We start from the raw sequence: 16,995 nt of genomic DNA, 5'->3' as shown, positions 1-16,995 counted from the left end.
TGCATGCCCGCCCAGTCCATCCGGTCCGCCGAGTCCGAGTCCTCCTCCGTCCCGGCCAGCGTCGAGCGGGTCGTGGAGACCGTCCTGCCGACCAGGCACGGGACCTTCCGCATGGTCGGCTACCGTGACGGCGGAGGGATCGAGCATGTCGTCCTCGCACAGGGGATCGACGACGATGCCCACGGCCCGCAGGATCCGCCCCCACTCGTGCGTGTCCACAGCGAGTGCCTGACCGGAGACGCGTTCGGGTCGTGGCGGTGCGACTGCGGCGAGCAGCTCGACGCCGCGCTCGCTGCTATCGCCCAGGAGGGGCGAGGGGCCGTGGTGTACGTCCGCGGACACGAGGGCCGGGGCATCGGGCTCCTGGCCAAGCTCAAGGCCTACGCGCTGCAGGACCAGGGCATCGACACCGTGGACGCGAACACCGCCCTCGGACTGCCCATCGACGCCCGCCGCTATGACCAGGCGGCCGAGATCCTGCAGGACCTCGGCATCAGTGCGGTCCGCCTGCTCTCAGGGAATCCGGCCAAGGAGGAAGCCCTGGAGGAGTTGGGGATCAGCGTCGTCGAGCGCCGCGGCCTCGCGGTGTCCGAGCGTTCCGAGAATGCCGGCTACCTCGCGACCAAGCGCGCCCGCATGAGGCACGACGACGCCGCTCCGTCAGCAGACGCGTGGGAGTCCCTGCTCGACGGCGTCGTGCCGACCGCTCCCGCGCCGGGCGAGCCGGAGGAGCTCACCCATCGCTACGGCTACCTCGCGGCAGCGACGGGGCAGCTCGTCATCGGGCAGCTGCGGCAGAGCCTCGACGGTTTCATCGCGTCACGCTCCGGCGACTCCGGCCTGCACGAGGACCGGGGCGACCACGGTCACCTGCAGCGCCTGCGCGCGCTCGTGGACGCCGTCGTCGTCGGTGCCTCGACGGTCCTCGCCGAGGACTGCTCGCTGGCTGTCGGGGACGTGGCCGGACGCAGCCCCGTGCGGGTGGTGCTCGACGCCGGCGCGAAAGTCGGCGCGGATGCACGGGTCTTCGCCGACGACGGCGTCCCCACCCTCTGGATCACGGGCCTCGACGCCATGGTGCCCGACGGACTGCCCGCCTCGGTGGAGGTCGTGAGGCTGCCTGCGGAGGAGTTCGCGCCTCGCAGGGTCCTGGACATCCTGCAGGCCAGGGGACTCTGGAAGGTGCTCGTCGAGGGTGGCGGCAATACCGTGTCGCGTTTCCTCGAGGCCGGACTGCTGGACAGGTTCTACCTCACCACGGCCCCCGTGCTCGTCGGGGACGGCGTTCCCGGCATCCGCTTCACCGGCTCCGACGTCCTGGCCGAGGCACGCACGGCTCCGGTACGGCGCTTCATGTTCGGCCGGGACATCTGCACCGAGTTCAACTTCGCGGCCGCACGGTAGCCGGGTAGGCGGCAGCCCCGGACGCAAGAATCCCACTCGTCGACCCCGTCCAGTGGGAATGTCCGTACCTGCCTACGGAAGGGCGTCGTCGAGTGGGATCAGGCGACCGTGAGGTCACGCGTCGGAGCTCAGGAGTCGCTGACCCGCTTGCTCTTCTTCTGCAGCCGGTCGATGTGCTCCGACGCCTCGGCCTTGTTGATATCCGCCGGGATCTCCTCGCCGGCCTCCCGTGCGAGAGTGTCGAGGTAGCTGCGCTGCGCTGCGGTCATCGGCTCGTCACCGGTCACCCAGTCGGATGGATCCCGCTCGAAACCACCCTCGGGCTCGGAGTTCGGACTTCCCAGTGTGTCTGCCATGTGAGTACCTCTTCATCGTGATCGGCTTGAGCCATCAGTGTACTTACTATCACCGACACCGTCAGGCGGAGGGATCAGGTGGAGTCCGACCCGGGGGAGCGAGGTAGGGGCCCCAGATGCCCGCCGTCTGCCCATCGGATCCGCAGGCTCCGCTCGGAGTGGGCGGCAAGCTTCATCCGCCCCCCGGCGTAGCCCACTCCTCCGCGTACCCTGCAGACGACGGCGAGCCAGCTGCACACGGCCCGTTCGAGGAGCCACACGGGGGCCCACAGTGCGGCTGCCGGGTGGAAGACCGTACGCCCGCCCCGCCGTCGCCGTCCCACCTCGGCCAGTGCGACGACGGTGAGGGCGATGACCGCGAGTTGCCGGCCCGTAGGCCGGGCCAGCAGGAACGTCGGCAGCACGCTCAGCTCTGCGGCGAGCCTCACCGGCTGCGCGAAGCTGTCGTAGGCCTGCCGCACGCGCTGCCGGGCGAAGTGCCGGGCCGAGCAGGGGATGCGACGGACGAAGAGGTCGTCGGCGCGGACCTCGACACCGCCCGCGGCCCGTACGGTGCGGATGAGCTCGAGATTCTCGAAGAGGGCGTCCGGGCTGTAGCCGCCGGCGGCCACGACGATGCTCCGCCGGATCGCGAGCGTGCCGGGGTAATCAGAGGCAAGAGCCCGGTTGAGCAGCGTCCGTCCAGTATCCCAGCGGGCGTGCCACGGCAGCGGCGCGAAGTAGTTCTGGGGCCGCACCAGATCCGCCCCGTCGAGGAGGCCGAGCATCCGCTGCAGGTCGGGGCGGCCGTACCGGACGTCGTCGTCAGCGACGATGACGCGCTCGTGCCGCGCCAGGGCCAATCCGGTCAGGACACCCAGGACCTTGCCGTTGCCGCCCCCGCGGAGGAGCTCCGGATTTGGCCTGACGTGGCGGACACCGGCGGGGAAGGCCCGGGCGTGCCGCTCGAAGAAGGGGCCGGCGGAGCCGTCGACCACGGTGACGTCGACCCACCGGACCAGGTGCTCCAGGTAGCCGGACAGCTCGGCCACCGCCCCGATGTCGGCCCACTTGAGCGGCAGGATGTACTCGGCTGCATACGGCATGGGACTGCAGGTCCTCCTGTGCAACGGATTCCCGGACCGGATGTCCGCTTCCCTTCAATTACTAAGCGTGCTTACGGTGGAAGGGCAAGGAACCCACGGGTGCGATCATCCGTAGACACCAGGAGGAACAGTGAGCCAGCCAGCACAGCAGCAGGAACCACCCGGAACCACGGAAGCCATGGACCCGACACCGGATCACGGCGAGCAGTCCTACCGTGGTTCGGGACGCCTCGCGGGCAAGAAGGCGGTGATCACGGGCGGCGACAGCGGCATCGGCCGCGCGGTGGCGATCGCCTATGCGAGGGAGGGTGCGGATGTGCTCATCAGCTACCTGAACGAGGACGACGACGCCCGCGAGACGGCGCGCTGGGTGGAGGAGGCGGGGCGGAAGGCCGTCCTGTTCCCCGGTGACCTCGCCGACCCCGCAACCTGCCGGGCCGTGGTCGATACGGCCGTCGAGGAATTCGGTCGGGTGGACATCCTCGTGAGCAACGCCGCGTACCAGATGTCGCACGAGTCCATCGAGGAGATCCCGGACGAGGAATGGGACTACACCCTCGCCACCAATCTCAGCGCCTTCTTCCACCTCACGAAAGCCGTCCTGCCACACATGGGTCCCGGCGGCTCGATCATCGGGTCCAGCTCCGTCAACTCGGACAATCCGGTGCCGACCCTGCTGCCCTATTCGGCGACGAAGGCCGGCATCGCGAACATGATCGCGTCGATGGCGCAGCTGCTCGCCGAGCGCGGCATCCGGGCGAACTCGGTGGCTCCCGGACCTATCTGGACCCCGCTCATCCCTGCCACGATGCCGGAGGAGGAGGTCGAGAGCTTCGGCCAGCAGGTGCCGATGCAGCGGGCCGGTCAGCCCGCCGAGCTCGCGCCGGTCTATGTGATGCTGGCATCCGACGAGGCGAGCTATGTCTCGGGAGCACGCATCGCCGTCACGGGCGGCAAGCCGATTCTCTGAGGCGCACCTAGCCCCTGAACATCGGCAGGGCCGCTCCGGCTACTCCTGCGTCCAGGGAGAAGAGCGCGCCGGCCTGCGGTTCGGAGCCCTCAGGAATGTTCTCCTGGGTGGTGGTGATGAAGAGGGTCGAGAGGTCCCTGCCGCCGAACGCGCAGGCCGTCACGTTCGTGACGGGGAGTGGAATGTGCTCCGAGAGCCTGCCAGCGGCGTCGTAGCGCGCAACGGCTCCTCCGCCGTAGAGCGCGGTCCAGATGCCGCCTTCCGCGTCGATGGCCATTCCGTCGGGCATGCCGAGGGCGGATTCGATGACGGCGAACGTGCGCCTGTCCGTGAAGCGCCCGGCCTCCACGTCATACCCGAGGGCATCGATGCGCCCCGTCGGGGTGTCGCTGAGGAAGGCCGTGCCGCCGTCCGGGGAGAAGTGCAGGCCGTTGGACACGGTGAGTCCTTCCAGGACCGTGGAGACAGCATGGTCCTGATCCAGTGAGTACAGCGCGCCCGCGCCGAAGCCGCCCTCCCAGCCCATCGACCCGCAGAGGAAGCGGCCAGCGGTGTCACAGCCGCCGTCGTTCATGCGTACGGCGGGATCGCTGAAGGCCAGGGGACCCTGAACGAGGTCCGTGAATGCGTCGTCGGAGAAGAGGAATCCCCGCTCGACGCCGATGACGTAGCCCCCCGAGGTCCGGCCGCGGATCACTCCGGCGAGGCGCGGGTGCACGTCATGCCGATCGAAGGTGCCGTCCTCGTGGCGTACGAGGACATCACCCTCCATCATGTCCACCAGGAGCAGCTCCCCGCGCCGGGGGTCCCAGTAGGGTCCCTCTCCGTGGAAGGTGCAGACGTCGGAGATCTGTTCGGCTTTCACGGTGCCTCCTGGCGGGTCGCGGCTGGTTCGGGTGAAGCTGGGTGGAACGTTGGATCCGGCTCGGCCGGCCGAAGCGCGTCAGCCGCCAGGCGGTGCCGGAGTCGCGTCGGACAGGCCCACGCAGGCGCGCGTCTGCTCGACCCGCGACACGGCATCGCCCAGTTCCACGAGGACCGTGCTCGAGGCCACCTCGTCGGGGTCGAACAGAACCTCGACGGCGGGATCGCGGCCGTACGTCGTCGCCGTCCACGCAGGGTCCCCTTCACGGACCACCCAATCGACGTCGTTCACCGTCACGCAGGGATCGGTGGTGGGACCGGGTACACCTACGCCGCATCGCAGGACCACCTTCGAGGGATCACCCCAGGCCGACGTCGCCTGGCTGTTGGTGTCGCGCTGCTCGTTCTCGGCGACCGTGGGCGGCAGCGCGATCATCACGTCGGCGCACGACGCGTGCGCGGCATCCTCCGCCGGATCGACGTCGACCACGGAGGTACAGCCGGGCAGTACGACGAGCAGGGTGACGGCGGCCGCCGCGAGGGCTACGGCGCGGGGGAGAGCACGCATGGTCCCACCCTAATGTGTAGCCCCGGCGCACTGACGACACGGAGCGGTCAGGGCTTCGGTGAACGGGCCGCGAGGATCGCCGACAGTAGTATTCGAGAGCCGCAGCCGAGCCACGCTGACGGTCCCCTGCGCGCCCGGTGCTGTCTCAGCGGCACGGGTGCGGACATCGAGCCGAGGACGAATGACAGCGCCCCACCACCCCGCCCTGCCCCTGACAGCCCGCACCAGGACAGTCGGATCCCGATCCGGAAGGGTTGCGCTCCTCGTCGCGGGAGCACTGATCGCCGCGCCCACCTCAGCGCTCGCGGTGGATGCCGCGGCCGTCCGGCCGGCCATGGTCGCCCAGCAGCAGCAGCAGCAGCAGCAGCAGCAGCAGCCGGACGTCGTCGCCCAGCAGCAGCCGGACGTCCTAGCCCGGCAGCAGCCGGACGTCGTGGAGCAGCCGCAGCCCGCCGCGACCTTCGGCGAGCCCGCACCGCCCGTGCCCGATCCCACCGCGACGGCCGGCGTCGACCCGGCGACCGGCTTCGCGATCAATGCACGGACGGGTTATCTCGTTCATCCGGGGACCGGCCACCTCATCGAGCCGGACACCGGTTACCTCCTGTTCGCCGACACGCTGATCTACACGAACCTGCGGTACGACTCCGTGTCGGGGGACGTCGTGGACGTACCGGCCGAGGCACCCGCACCGAGCCCTACCGCCGGAGGCCCTTCGGCGACGGCATCCGCGAATGCACCGGCTCCGATCCCGGCTCCGGTCCCGGCGTCCACTGCCGGCGCATCGCCCACCGCATCACCGGGCGCGGCGCCGCCTGCGGCCGTTCCTACGGTCGCAGCCCCGACCACCAGCCCGACGGCGAGCGCGTCGCCGCGGGCAAGCCGGTCCGCATCGCCATCGGTCCGCAGTACTGCGGCGGCCGTGGGCGAGGACCGCGCGTCCTCGACAGCACCCGTCACGTGGATCGGTGCAGGCCTCCTCGCCGCTCTCCTGGCCGTTGTCGCCGTCGTCGTCGTGCGCAGGCGGGGCCGCCACCAGTCGTGACGCAGAGCCCTGCACCGGTCCGTGCCGGGCTGGTGCAGGGCTGAGGCGACGGGGAGCACGAGGGCGCCTCCCAGTCGAAGTCCAGGGGGCGTCGGCCTGCCGTGAACTGCGCCCGACCAGGCAACCGCGGGTGCACCCGGTAAAGTGCAGGACGTGAAGAATCTCCTGGTGACCGGCGGCGCCGGCTTTATAGGGTCCAATTTCGTGCACTATCTGATGGAGCACACGGACGTCTCCGTCACGGTCCTCGACAAGATGACCTATGCAGGCAACCACGCCTCCCTCGAGGGGCTGCCCTCGGAGCGCTTCGAACTGGTCGTCGGGGACATCGCGGACGCCGCCGTGGTCGGTCCGCTCACCGAGCGAGCCGACGCCGTCGTGCATTATGCCGCCGAATCCCACAACGACAACTCGCTGCATGACCCCCGCCCGTTCCTCGACACGAACATCATCGGCACCTACACGCTGCTCGAGGCGGCCCGCAGGTACGGCAGGCGCTTCCACCACATCAGCACCGACGAGGTGTACGGCGACCTCGAGCTCGACGACCCCGAGCGCTTCACGGAGGAGACGCCCTACAATCCGTCGAGCCCCTACTCGTCCACCAAGGCGGCGTCCGACCTCCTCGTGCGTGCGTGGGTCCGGTCCTTCGGGGTCCAGGCCACCATCAGCAACTGCTCGAACAACTACGGTCCCTACCAGCACGTCGAGAAGTTCATCCCGCGGCAGATCACGAACGTGATCGACGGCGTGCGTCCCAAGCTCTACGGGGAGGGCCTGAACGTCCGCGACTGGATCCACGCGAACGATCACTCCTCCGCGGTATGGACCATCCTGAACAAGGGCGAGATCGGCCAGACCTACCTGATCGGCGCCGACGGCGAGCGGAACAACAAGGACGTCGTGGAGCTCATCCTCACCGAGATGGGCCAGGCTGCGGATGCCTACGACCACGTGATCGATCGTGCGGGCCACGACCTCCGTTACGCGATCGACTCGACCAAGCTGCGCACCGAGCTCGGCTGGACGCCCGAGTTCCACCACTTCGAGCAGGGCCTGCGCGACACCATTGCCTGGTACCGCGACAACGAAACCTGGTGGCGGCCGCAGAAGGCCGTGACCGAGTCCAAGTACATCGAACTGGGGCAGTAGCGCATGGGTCCCGTCTTCTCGAAACCCCTCGCCTCACGCGAGACGCCGATCCCCGGCGTCGTGCTCTTCGACCTTCCGGTCCACGGTGACAACCGCGGCTGGTTCAAGGAGAACTGGCAGCGGTCCAAGATGACCGCCGCCGGCCTCGCCGACTTCGGTCCGGTCCAGAACAACATCTCCTTCAACGAGACCGCCGGCACGACGCGGGGGATCCACGCCGAACCGTGGGACAAGTTCATCTCCGTTGCCACGGGCCGGGTCTTCGGTGCCTGGGTCGATCTCCGCGAGGGCCCGTCCTTCGGCGCCGTCTTCACCGCCGAGCTCGACCCCTCGACGGCGATCTTCATCCCGCGGGGCGTCGGCAATGCCTTCCAGACGCTGGAGGATGGCACGGCGTACACCTACCTGGTCAACGACCACTGGTCCGCGGATGCCCAGGACCAGTACGTGTTCCTGAACCTCGCCGACGAGACGGCGGCCATCGAATGGCCCATCCCCCTCGGCAACGCGGAGTTGTCGGACAAGGACCGGGCCCACCCGCGCCTCGGCGACGTCACCGCCCTGGCTCCGCGCAGGACTCTCGTCGTGGGCGCTGACGGCCAGCTCGGCAAGGCATTGCGGTCCGCCCTCGCAGACCAGCCGTCGGTCGAATTCGCGGGACGGGCCGAACTGGACCTGCTCAGTGACGAGCTCGACGGCGCCCGCCCGTGGACGGCCTACGACACGATCATCAACGCTGCGGCCTACACCGCGGTCGACGCGGCCGAGAGCGCCGAGGGCCGGGCTGCCGCCTGGGCCGTCAACGTCGCAGGGGTCGCGGCCCTCGCCAGGGTAGCGAGCACGCACCGCCTGACCCTCGTCCACATCTCCAGCGACTACGTGTTCGACGGAACGCAGGAGCTGCACCAGGAGGCAGAGCCCTTCAGCCCGCTCGGCGTCTACGGCCAGACGAAGGCGGCGGGTGACGCGATCGTCGCGACGGTGCCGCGGCATTACATCCTGCGCACGAGCTGGGTGATCGGCGAGGGAGCAAACTTCGTACGGACCATGGCGAACCTTGCGGGACGGGGCATCTCCCCGAGCGTCGTGAACGACCAGATCGGGCGCCTCACGTTCACTGCGGACATCGCCGCTGCGATCCTGCACCTCGTCGGGAACGAGGCGCCGTTCGGCACCTACAACGTGACGAACGACGGGGAGCCCCAGAGCTGGGCCGACATCGCGGCCGATGTGTACGCCCTCTGCGGCAGGAACCGCGCGGACGTCACCGGTGTCAGCACGGAGGAGTACTTCGCCGGCAAGGCTGCCGCTCCGCGTCCCCTGCAGAGCACGCTCGACCTCGCCAAGCTCCGGGCCACCGGCTTCGCCCCCGCGGCTGCCGCTGACCGGCTCGGTGACTACGTCACCGCCCTGACGACGGCATGAGCCGGCGCCGGGGTGCAGGTCCTCTGCGCCGGTCCGGAATCCCACGGCAGGGCCTATGAGCCACGATCCGCACAACGGGGTAGCCACAGCGCGGTCCCCTGCCGATGATGCGAGAGCCCGTCGGGGAACCGTCGGCGATGTGAGCGAAGGCGAACTCCTGGCCCGGATCCTTCCGCTGCTGGGTCCTGCTTCCGGGGCGCTTGTCGGTCCCGGGGACGATGCCGCAGTCCTGGTGCCCGAGGCCGGGCCCCTGGTCGTCTCGATGGACACCCTGGTCGAGGATCACGACTTCCGGCTCCTGCGGCCCGGTGGATTCAGGACGACGGGCTACGACGTCGGCTGGAAGTCGGCGGCCCAGAACCTCAGCGACGTCAACGCGATGGGTGGCGTCGCGACGTCGCTCGTGGTGAGCCTCACGCTCCCTTCGCCGACTCCGATCGCCTGGGTCGAGGACTGCGCCCGGGGACTCGCGGCAGCGATCAGAGAGCTGGGTGCCCAGTCCTGCTCGGTCGTGGGTGGCGACCTCGGCGGCGGTGCGCAGCTCGTCATCACGGCGGCCGTGACCGGAGCGATGCGGGGCCTCACCCCCGTGCTGAGATCGGGCGCCAGGGCAGGGCACGTCCTCGCGGTCGCGGGCACGCTCGGGAGGGCCGCGGCCGGCCTCGCGATCCTCGAGGGCGCCCGCCCACCCGCCGACTTCGGACAGCTGGGGGAGGAGCTGATCGCGGCGCAACTGCGACCCTCCCCGCCCCTCGCCGCAGGTCCGGTCGCTGCAGGTGCCGGCGCCAGTGCAATGCTTGACATATCCGATGGCCTTGTACGCGACGCGCAGAGAATTGCCGCGGCGAGCGGGGTGCACCTGGACCTCGACCCGGCGGCGCTTCGGAAATACTCCGGTCCGCTGGCGCCGGCGGCCGACCTGCTGGGCGTCGACCCCATGGACTGGGTGCTCGGCGGCGGCGAGGACCATGGGCTCCTCGCCGCGTTCCCCCCGGACGTCCTGCTTCCACCCGGGTTCACTGCGGTAGGCTCGGTGAGGCCGGGCAAGCCGCAGGTGACACTGGCGTCACAGGCGACAGCTCTCACGGGATGGGATCACTTTGCACACTAAGATCACCGCTAATGCAGTCGCGATGAAGCGTTGGTTGAGCAAGGCGGAAGAGTCCCTCGGCAACCACAGCGACCGGCTCAACGCGATCAACATCTTTCCCGTCGCCGACGGCGACACGGGCACCAACCTCTACCAGACGGTGCGTTCCGCTGCCCGTGCAGTCAGCGCCGCCGACACGTCCGACCTGGGCGAGTTGCTCGCGCTCGCAGGCCGCGCCGCGATGGAGGATGCCCGGGGCAACTCGGGGACGCTCTTCGCGGTCTTCCTGGCAGCGTTCGCGGAACCGCTCCACGGCACCACCCGCCTCACCTGCTCGCTCTTCGCCTCGTCGCTCCACCGGGCGCAGATCAGGAGCTGGTCTGCGCTCAGTGATCCCGTACCGGGTACCATGCTCTCCGTGCTCGAGGCCAGCGCGCAGGGGGCCGCCGAAACAGCCGCCGCGCACGCAGGGGACGACAGCAACCTGACGCTCGCCCTGACGCTCAGGGGTTCGGTGCAGAGTGCGCTGAAAGCAGTGGTGTACACGGAAAGCCAGCTCAAACCGCTCACCGATGCCGAAGTGGTGGACGCGGGCGGCGTCGGCTTCCTGCTGATCCTGGACGCCCTGCGAGCCGCAGCACTCGGCGAGGAGCTGCAGGACGAGCTGCTCGACGGACTGCACGGTTATGACATCCAGGCCCCGCACATCCACAACGGCGGCGATGCGGACGGCGTCGAAGTCATGTGCACCATCAACCTGAGTCCGCTGGACGCCGCCACGCTCCGCCTCCACCTCGACGAGATCGGCGACTCGGTGATCATGAGCGCCGTCACCCAGGTCGAGGAGGGCTACCGCTGGCGCGTCCACGTGCACGTGCCGGAAGCTGCGCCGGCCCTGGCGCTCATCAACGAGGCCGGTAGTCCGGTCAACATCACCGTCACCCAGCTCGCCGCCCCCGGTCCGGGAGCCGGGGCCGGTGACTCCTGACACGGCGCGGTCCACGACCGCCTCGGAACTCGACGCACCGCTGGACCGGCACCTCGGTCCACTGGCGAAGCTCCTCGCCAAGCACCTCGGTATCACCACGGTCGGTGAACTGCTCAACCATTTCCCGCGCACCTACCTCAAGCGCGGTGAACTGACGCCCATCGCGGACGTCCCGGTGGACGAGGAGGTGACCCTGATCGCCCGCGTCCAATCCGCCAACTCCCGCAGGATGCGCACGCGCAAGGGGATGCTGCTGGAGGTCGTCATCACCGACGACGCCGAGGGGGGCATCGGTGCGATGAGCCTCACGTTCTTCAACGGCTACGGCGCCGAGCGCGACCTCAAGCCCGGTGTGCGTGCCATGTTCTCCGGCAAGGTCACGGTCTACCGCGGGAAGCTGTCGCTCACCAACCCCGGCTACGTGCTCCTGGACGAGGGGGACGACGATCCGGACTACGTCAACCGGCCCATCCCGGTCTACCCGGCCGTCGAGAAGCTGGGCAGCGAGCGCATTGCGCTGGCCGTCGGCACCATCCTCGACACCCTCCGCCTGTCCGACCTCGACGACCCCGTCCCGGCGTCGATCACCCGACGCGACAAGCTGATGAGCCTCGCCACCGCCTACGAGCTGGTCCACCGGCCGCAGCAGGTCGAGGACGCCTACCGGGCGCAGCACCGCTTCCGCTACCAGGAGGCGTTCGTCCTGCAGGCAGCCCTGGCCCGCCGTCGGGCACTGGCAGCGCGGGAGGAGGCCACCGCCCGGCCCCGCCGCGAGGGTGGGCTCCTCGATCAGTTCGACGCGAGGCTGCCCTTCACCCTGACGAAGGGACAGCTCGAGGTCGGCGGCACGCTGGCGGAGGACCTCGCCCAGGACCATCCGATGAACCGGCTGCTGCAGGGGGAGGTCGGCTCCGGCAAGACGCTGGTGGCGCTGCGTGCGATGCTCCAGGTCATCGACGCCAGCGGGCAGGCGGCCCTGCTGGCACCGACGGAAGTGCTCGCCGCGCAGCATCTCCAGTCCATCACGCGGACGCTCGGTCCGCTCGCCGAGGGCGGGATGCTCGGCGGGGCGATGGACGGAACGCGGGTTGTACTGCTGACGGGATCGATGTCCACGGCGCAGCGGCGGACGTCGCTCCTCGAGGCGGCGTCGGGAGATGCGGGCATCATCATCGGGACGCATGCCCTGCTCTCCGACAACGTGCAGTTCTTCGACCTCGGGCTGATCGTCGTCGATGAGCAGCACCGCTTCGGCGTGGAGCAGCGGGACTCGCTGCGCACCAAGGCCCGCACCTCTCCGCACGTCCTCGTCATGACGGCGACACCGATTCCGCGGACGGTCGCGATGACGGTCTTCGGCGATCTGGAGACCTCGACGCTCTCGGAACTGCCGGCCGGCAGGAGCCCGATTACCACCCACGAGGTCGGCCTGACCGAGCACCCCGGCTGGATCGACAGGATCTGGGCCCGGGCACGGGAGGAGATCGACGCCGGGCGTCAGGTGTACGTGGTGTGTCCGAAGATCGGGGACGACGGCAAGGCCGAGGAGGACGCCCCGGAGGCGCTCTATGGAGAGCCGCAGGGAGAGAAGAAGGCCGGCGGGCAGCAGGAACTGACCAGTGTGGTGGGGTTGTTCGAGTCGCTGGCAGACATACCCCAGGTGCGGGGCGTCGTCAGTGGCATGCTGCATGGTCGGATGGATCCACAGGACAAGGCCGACGTCATGTCGCGCTTCACCGACGGCACCGTCCAGTTGCTCATCGCCACGACCGTGATCGAGGTGGGCGTCGACGTCCCCAATGCGACCCTCATGGTCATCATGGACGCAGACCGTTTCGGCATTTCGCAGTTGCACCAGTTGAGGGGCCGCATCGGCCGGGGCGGGCACGCGGGAACCTGCCTCCTGGTCACGAAGCTCGAGCCCGAGCACCCAAGCCGCGAGCGCCTGTCCGCCGTCGCGTCGACGACCGACGGGTTCGAGCTCTCGCAGAAGGACCTCGAGCTACGGCGGGAGGGGAACATCCTCGGGGCCTCGCAGTCGGGTGGACGCTCCGCCCTCCGGTTCCTCAAGATCACCCAGCACGGCAAGGTGATCGAGAAGGCCCGCAGCGACGCCCAGGAGATCGTTGCGGGTGATCCGGACCTGAAGGGGTACCCGGGACTCTCGCTGGCCATCGAGCTGTACCTCGACCCGGAAAAGGAAGCATTCCTCGAGAAGGGTTAGCATCCCTGCGCCCCGCACCTGAGGATGTAGCATCGGATTCATGACGCAGCTACGGATTGCAGACGCGGCCCGATACCTCGGAGTCAGCGACGACACCGTCCGCCGGTGGATCGACAGCGGTGTGCTCAGGAGGGCGAAGGACGCTGCGGGTAGGTCGGTGGTCGATGCGTTCGAGCTGGCGACGCTCGCGCACCGGAACGCCGTCCTGCCGGGAGACCCGTCGGACATCGGGCGATCCGCCCGCAACCGGTTCGTCGGCATCGTGACCGATGTCCTGCAGGACAAAGTCATGGCGCAGGTCGAGCTCCAGTGCGGGCCGCACCGCGTGGTGTCCCTCATGAGTAGTGAGGCAGTCCGTGATCTCGGCCTGGAGAAGGGATCAATTGCCATCGCCGTCATCAAAGCGACCACCGTCATCATCGAGACCCCGGCAGGAAGGGCATGACCAGGAACGGGCGTACCCGGAACTCCTGCCACCTCGTCCTCACAGCCATCGGCGTCGTCGTGCTCACCGCCACGGGGTGCGGAGCCGGCGAACCGGGCGCGGCGGGCAGCGGTGGGCAGGCTGACGCGGTCGACGGGAGCATCACCGTGTTCGCCGCAGCCTCGCTGAAGGAGACTTTCACCGAGCTCGCCGAGCGGTTCGAGGACGAGTACCCCGGGACCGACGTGACGCTCAACTTCGCTGGGTCGTCGGACCTCGTCACCCAGATCATCGAGGGCGCGCCCGCCGACGTCCTCGCTTCCGCCGACACGCGCACCATGGGCAAGCTGGCCGACGACGGACTCCTCGCGGGACCGGCGGTCGATCTCGCGACGAACATCCTCCAGTTGGCCGTGCCGCCCGACAATCCCGCGGGCATCGCAACACTCGCGGACGCCGCGCGATCCGGCGTGAAGACGGTCGTGTGTGCAGCCCAGGTACCCTGCGGAACAGCTGCGGCAGCGGTGGAGGAGGCCGCAGGCGTGGACCTCACGCCGGTCAGCGAGGAGTCCTCCGTGACGGACGTGATCGGAAAGGTCACCTCCGGTGAGGCGGACGTCGGTCTCGTCTACGTGACCGACGTGCTGGCAGCGGGTGACGCGGTGCTCGGCATCAATTTCCCCGAGTCGTCGAGTGTCGTCAACACCTACCCGATAGCGTCGCTGGCCGACAGCGGCGAGGCCGCGACCGCGCAGGCCTTCGTCGATCTCGTAACGGGTGACGAGGGTACGGCGGTGCTGCAGGCGGCGGGTTTCGGTGCGCCCTGATGCCGGCCGCGGGCGGTCGGCCACCCGTGGACGGCACAACGCATGAACACCGCGGCCCTTCCGCGCTGGGTGGTCGCGGTCGCCGTCGTCGGGGGACTTTTCCTGGTCCTGCCGCTGGTGGCCATGGCCCTGCGCGTCGACTGGCCGCGCTTCGTACCGCTCGTCACCTCCGACAGCGCGCGGGCGGCCCTCCTCCTCAGCCTGAGGACGTCGCTCTCCGCGACGGCCGTCTGCGTCGTCGTCGGCGTTCCCATGGCCCTCGTCCTCGCCCGGACGTCCTTCCGCGGCCAGCGCCTCGTCAGGTCCCTGGTGCTCCTGCCGCTGGTCCTCCCGCCCGTCGTCGGCGGCATCGCCCTGCTGTACACCTTCGGCCGGCGAGGGCTGCTCGGCAGCAGCTTCTCCGCGCTGGGAATCGACATCGCGTTCTCGACGACGGCCGTCGTCATGTCACAGGCGTTCGTGGCCCTCCCATTCCTCGTACTCAGCCTCGAGGGTGCCCTGCGGTCCGTGGGAACGCGCTACGAGGCCGTCGGCGCGACCCTCGGAGCCGGTCGCTGGACGGTGCTCCGGCGGATCACGCTGCCCCTGGTCCTGCCGGGCCTCGTGTCCGGCGCCGTCCTCTCGTTCGCCCGCGCGCTGGGTGAGTTCGGCGCGACCCTGACGTTCGCCGGCAGTCTCGAAGGCACCACGAGGACCCTGCCGCTCGAGATCTATCTCCAGCGCGAGACCGATCCGGACGCAGCCGTGGCGCTGTCCCTCATCCTCGTCGTCGTCGCCATCGCCGTCGTCGGAGTCGCACACCGGGTCCGGCCGCTGGACCGCCTCGCGGTGACCGCGGCCGGGACGCCGCGGCGCCGCGCACCGGAGGCGGTGCGCTGATGGTGTTGTCGTTCGACGCGACCCTTGCCGACCGGGACTTCGACGTGTCCTTCGAGCTCGCCGACGGGGAGACGCTCGCGGTGCTCGGTCCCAACGGTGCGGGCAAGTCCACGCTGCTCGACCTCCTGGCCGGTCTGCTGGCTCCGACCGGGGGCCGGGCCGCCCTGGACGGATCAGTCCTCTTCGACGTCGGGCCCGGCCGTCGCGTCCTCACCGAACCCCGCGGACGGGGGGTGTCACTCCTCGCCCAGGAGGCACTCCTGTTCCCGCATCTCTCGGTCCTGGAGAACGTGGCGTTCGGACCCCGTAGCCGAGGGGTGCACCGGACCACTGCTCGCGTCACGGCATTGCACTGGCTCGAGCGCGCGGGCATCGGGGATCTGGCGGGCCGCCGGCCCGCGCACCTGTCGGGAGGCCAAGCACAGCGGGTCGCCGTCGCGCGCGCACTCGCCGCCGGTCCCTCCCTGCTCCTGCTGGACGAACCGCTCGCGGCTCTCGACGTGAGCGTCGCCCCGGCCATCCGGACCCTGCTCCGCGACGTCCTGGCGGAGCGGTCGGCGATCATCGTGACGCACGACCCGCTCGACGCCTTCCTGCTCGCCGACCGCGTCCTCATCCTCGACGGCGGACGGGTGGTCGAGTCCGGCAGGACGGGCGAAGTCCTCACACGCCCTCTGACCGCCTTCGGTGCCCGGCTCGCCGGCCTGAACCTGGTGCCGGGACGGCGGACGACATCGGGGTTCGTCGGGGTGAACGGCCTGCACGTACCGCTCGGTCCTCCTGTGGCCCAGGGCACGGACCTCGGCCTCGCCGTGCGGCCCGCGCAGGTAGCCGTGACCCTCCAAGCCGGTTTGGCGCCGGGGACGAGCTGCATCAGGGCTGCGGTCGACGACGTCGAACACCGCGGTGACGTGGTGCGGGTCCACGCCGCGGGTATGGCCGCGGACATGGCACCCATCGACGTCGTCACGCTGGACGTCGTTGCGGGGGCCCAGGTCTTCCTCACCATCCGTCATGCGGACGTGGCCGTCTATCCCGTCAACCGTCCGTCGCTGCCCGGACCGGTTCCGGGTGCGCCCCTGACGGGCGATAGAGTCGATCCATGACGCGTATCATCGCTGGAGCCGCAGGTGGCTCGACCCTCGTCAGCGTCGAAGGCAACGGCACCCGGCCGACGTCGGACCGAGTGAAGGAGGCGCTCTTCTCACGCCTCGAGTCCTACGGGGTGCTCCAAGGAGCGCACGTGCTCGACCTCTATGCGGGGTCGGGGTCCCTGGGCGTCGAGAGCGCGAGCCGGGGTGCTGCGACCGTGGACCTCGTCGAATCCGCCGACCGCGCCGCGATGGTGGCCCAGAAGAACGCCGACCTCGTGAATCGGGTGCTCGGCTGGACAGCTGTGAGGGTGCACCGGTCCAAGGTGGAGACGTACCTCGACCGCGTCGCGCCGGAACTGACCTGGGACCTCGTCCTGATGGACCCGCCCTACACGGTCGACGCGAACGGCGTGATCGCCGTCCTGGAGGCCCTCGAATCGCGACTGGCGGAAGGCGCCGTGGTCGTGGTGGAACGGTCCGCCCGGACGCCGGAGCCCCCGTGGCCGGCCTGGCTCGAACGGTTCTCGGACAAGAAGTACGGCGAGACCCGCCTCTGGTTCCTGGAGCCGGCAACCGCCTGAGCTGATGCGATCCGGTGTC

General features: G+C 69.6%; 17 protein-coding genes. 13 read left to right on the top strand and 4 right to left on the bottom strand.

Annotation, left to right across the window (positions count from 1 at the left end):
• The first annotated feature begins 3 nt into the window (after positions 1-3).
• Positions 4-1,404 carry a GTP cyclohydrolase II gene (gene ribA / locus D6T63_RS04690; protein ID WP_120147858.1) on the top strand — a complete coding sequence of 467 codons (1,401 nt, stop codon included), beginning with the start codon at positions 4-6 and terminating at the stop codon, positions 1,402-1,404.
• Between the two features lie 128 nt (positions 1,405-1,532).
• Here the strand turns inward: ribA and D6T63_RS04685 are convergent, their stop codons facing one another.
• Both D6T63_RS04685 and D6T63_RS04680 read right to left on the bottom strand, forming a co-directional pair.
• Positions 1,533-1,760 carry a DUF3072 domain-containing protein gene (locus D6T63_RS04685; RefSeq protein WP_120147857.1) on the bottom strand — a complete coding sequence of 76 codons (228 nt, stop codon included), beginning with the start codon at positions 1,758-1,760 and terminating at the stop codon, positions 1,533-1,535.
• Between the two features lie 74 nt (positions 1,761-1,834).
• Complete coding sequence (locus D6T63_RS04680; RefSeq protein ID WP_235830554.1) at positions 1,835-2,845, bottom strand: glycosyltransferase; 1,011 nt, start codon at positions 2,843-2,845, stop codon at positions 1,835-1,837.
• A gap of 130 nt (positions 2,846-2,975) precedes the next feature.
• On the opposite strand from D6T63_RS04680, the gene D6T63_RS04675 reads away from it, so the two are divergent.
• Positions 2,976-3,815, top strand: coding sequence for an SDR family oxidoreductase (locus D6T63_RS04675; protein ID WP_182976871.1), 840 nt, complete (start codon positions 2,976-2,978; stop codon positions 3,813-3,815).
• Between the two features lie 7 nt (positions 3,816-3,822).
• Here the strand turns inward: D6T63_RS04675 and D6T63_RS04670 are convergent, their stop codons facing one another.
• Both D6T63_RS04670 and D6T63_RS04665 read right to left on the bottom strand, forming a co-directional pair.
• On the bottom strand, positions 3,823-4,680 hold the full coding sequence (locus D6T63_RS04670; protein WP_120147856.1) for an SMP-30/gluconolactonase/LRE family protein: 858 nt from the start codon (positions 4,678-4,680) through the stop codon (positions 3,823-3,825).
• Positions 4,681-4,758: 78 nt separating this feature from the next.
• The gene (locus D6T63_RS04665) at positions 4,759-5,247 is read right to left on the bottom strand and encodes a DUF3515 family protein (RefSeq protein WP_120147855.1); all 489 of its coding nucleotides are present in this window, start codon (positions 5,245-5,247) and stop codon (positions 4,759-4,761) included.
• Positions 5,248-5,428: 181 nt separating this feature from the next.
• Between D6T63_RS04665 and D6T63_RS04660 the strand changes: the two genes are divergently transcribed.
• The 11 genes from D6T63_RS04660 (at position 5,429) to rsmD (ending at position 16,976) form a co-directional block, all read left to right on the top strand.
• Positions 5,429-6,292: a hypothetical protein gene (locus D6T63_RS04660; RefSeq protein ID WP_120147854.1), complete on the top strand. Its 864-nt coding sequence runs from the start codon at positions 5,429-5,431 to the stop codon at positions 6,290-6,292.
• A 153-nt stretch (positions 6,293-6,445) separates the two neighbouring features.
• A complete protein-coding gene (gene rfbB / locus D6T63_RS04655) occupies positions 6,446-7,444 on the top strand; it encodes a dTDP-glucose 4,6-dehydratase (RefSeq protein WP_120148051.1) in 999 nt (332 codons plus the stop codon).
• A gap of 3 nt (positions 7,445-7,447) precedes the next feature.
• Positions 7,448-8,869, top strand: coding sequence for a sugar nucleotide-binding protein (locus D6T63_RS04650; protein WP_120147853.1), 1,422 nt, complete (start codon positions 7,448-7,450; stop codon positions 8,867-8,869).
• 55 nt (positions 8,870-8,924) lie between these two features.
• Positions 8,925-9,980 (top strand): thiamine-phosphate kinase, encoded by a 1,056-nt coding sequence (gene thiL / locus D6T63_RS04645; RefSeq protein WP_120147852.1) that lies wholly within the window; start codon positions 8,925-8,927, stop codon positions 9,978-9,980.
• A gap of 22 nt (positions 9,981-10,002) precedes the next feature.
• Positions 10,003-10,947, top strand: coding sequence for a DAK2 domain-containing protein (locus D6T63_RS04640; protein ID WP_120147851.1), 945 nt, complete (start codon positions 10,003-10,005; stop codon positions 10,945-10,947).
• Positions 10,937-13,171 (top strand): ATP-dependent DNA helicase RecG, encoded by a 2,235-nt coding sequence (locus tag D6T63_RS04635; RefSeq protein ID WP_120147850.1) that lies wholly within the window; start codon positions 10,937-10,939, stop codon positions 13,169-13,171. The genes D6T63_RS04640 and D6T63_RS04635 overlap by 11 nt, the downstream gene beginning before the upstream one ends.
• Before the next feature lie 40 nt (positions 13,172-13,211).
• Positions 13,212-13,616 (top strand): TOBE domain-containing protein, encoded by a 405-nt coding sequence (locus D6T63_RS04630; protein ID WP_120147849.1) that lies wholly within the window; start codon positions 13,212-13,214, stop codon positions 13,614-13,616.
• On the top strand, positions 13,613-14,422 hold the full coding sequence (gene modA / locus D6T63_RS04625) for a molybdate ABC transporter substrate-binding protein (protein WP_120147848.1): 810 nt from the start codon (positions 13,613-13,615) through the stop codon (positions 14,420-14,422). The genes D6T63_RS04630 and modA overlap by 4 nt, the downstream gene beginning before the upstream one ends.
• A gap of 42 nt (positions 14,423-14,464) precedes the next feature.
• Positions 14,465-15,301 (top strand): ABC transporter permease, encoded by an 837-nt coding sequence (locus tag D6T63_RS04620; protein WP_120147847.1) that lies wholly within the window; start codon positions 14,465-14,467, stop codon positions 15,299-15,301.
• The gene (locus D6T63_RS04615; RefSeq protein ID WP_120147846.1) at positions 15,301-16,407 is read left to right on the top strand and encodes a sulfate/molybdate ABC transporter ATP-binding protein; all 1,107 of its coding nucleotides are present in this window, start codon (positions 15,301-15,303) and stop codon (positions 16,405-16,407) included. The genes D6T63_RS04620 and D6T63_RS04615 overlap by 1 nt, the downstream gene beginning before the upstream one ends.
• Positions 16,404-16,976: a 16S rRNA (guanine(966)-N(2))-methyltransferase RsmD gene (gene rsmD, locus D6T63_RS04610; protein ID WP_120147845.1), complete on the top strand. Its 573-nt coding sequence runs from the start codon at positions 16,404-16,406 to the stop codon at positions 16,974-16,976. The genes D6T63_RS04615 and rsmD overlap by 4 nt, the downstream gene beginning before the upstream one ends.
• Positions 16,977-16,995: the final 19 nt, after the last annotated feature.

This window comes from Arthrobacter cheniae (genome assembly GCF_003602275.1).
Lineage (GTDB): Bacteria > Actinomycetota > Actinomycetes > Actinomycetales > Micrococcaceae > Arthrobacter_D > Arthrobacter_D cheniae.
Note: the sequence above shows the minus strand (reverse complement) of the source record. Positions and strands in the feature narration are given on the sequence as shown.

Coding starts and splice junctions, on each gene's coding strand:
- ribA (WP_120147858.1), top strand. CDS start 4: ATGCCCGCCCAGTCCATCCGGTCCGCCGAGTCCGAGTCCTCCTCCGTC.
- D6T63_RS04685 (WP_120147857.1), bottom strand. CDS start 1,760: ATGGCAGACACACTGGGAAGTCCGAACTCCGAGCCCGAGGGTGGTTTC.
- D6T63_RS04680 (WP_235830554.1), bottom strand. CDS start 2,845: ATGCCGTATGCAGCCGAGTACATCCTGCCGCTCAAGTGGGCCGACATC.
- D6T63_RS04665 (WP_120147855.1), bottom strand. CDS start 5,247: ATGCGTGCTCTCCCCCGCGCCGTAGCCCTCGCGGCGGCCGCCGTCACC.
- D6T63_RS04660 (WP_120147854.1), top strand. CDS start 5,429: ATGACAGCGCCCCACCACCCCGCCCTGCCCCTGACAGCCCGCACCAGG.
- D6T63_RS04650 (WP_120147853.1), top strand. CDS start 7,448: ATGGGTCCCGTCTTCTCGAAACCCCTCGCCTCACGCGAGACGCCGATC.
- thiL (WP_120147852.1), top strand. CDS start 8,925: ATGAGCCACGATCCGCACAACGGGGTAGCCACAGCGCGGTCCCCTGCC.
- D6T63_RS04640 (WP_120147851.1), top strand. CDS start 10,003: ATGAAGCGTTGGTTGAGCAAGGCGGAAGAGTCCCTCGGCAACCACAGC.
- D6T63_RS04630 (WP_120147849.1), top strand. CDS start 13,212: ATGACGCAGCTACGGATTGCAGACGCGGCCCGATACCTCGGAGTCAGC.
- modA (WP_120147848.1), top strand. CDS start 13,613: ATGACCAGGAACGGGCGTACCCGGAACTCCTGCCACCTCGTCCTCACA.
- D6T63_RS04620 (WP_120147847.1), top strand. CDS start 14,465: ATGAACACCGCGGCCCTTCCGCGCTGGGTGGTCGCGGTCGCCGTCGTC.
- D6T63_RS04615 (WP_120147846.1), top strand. CDS start 15,301: ATGGTGTTGTCGTTCGACGCGACCCTTGCCGACCGGGACTTCGACGTG.
- rsmD (WP_120147845.1), top strand. CDS start 16,404: ATGACGCGTATCATCGCTGGAGCCGCAGGTGGCTCGACCCTCGTCAGC.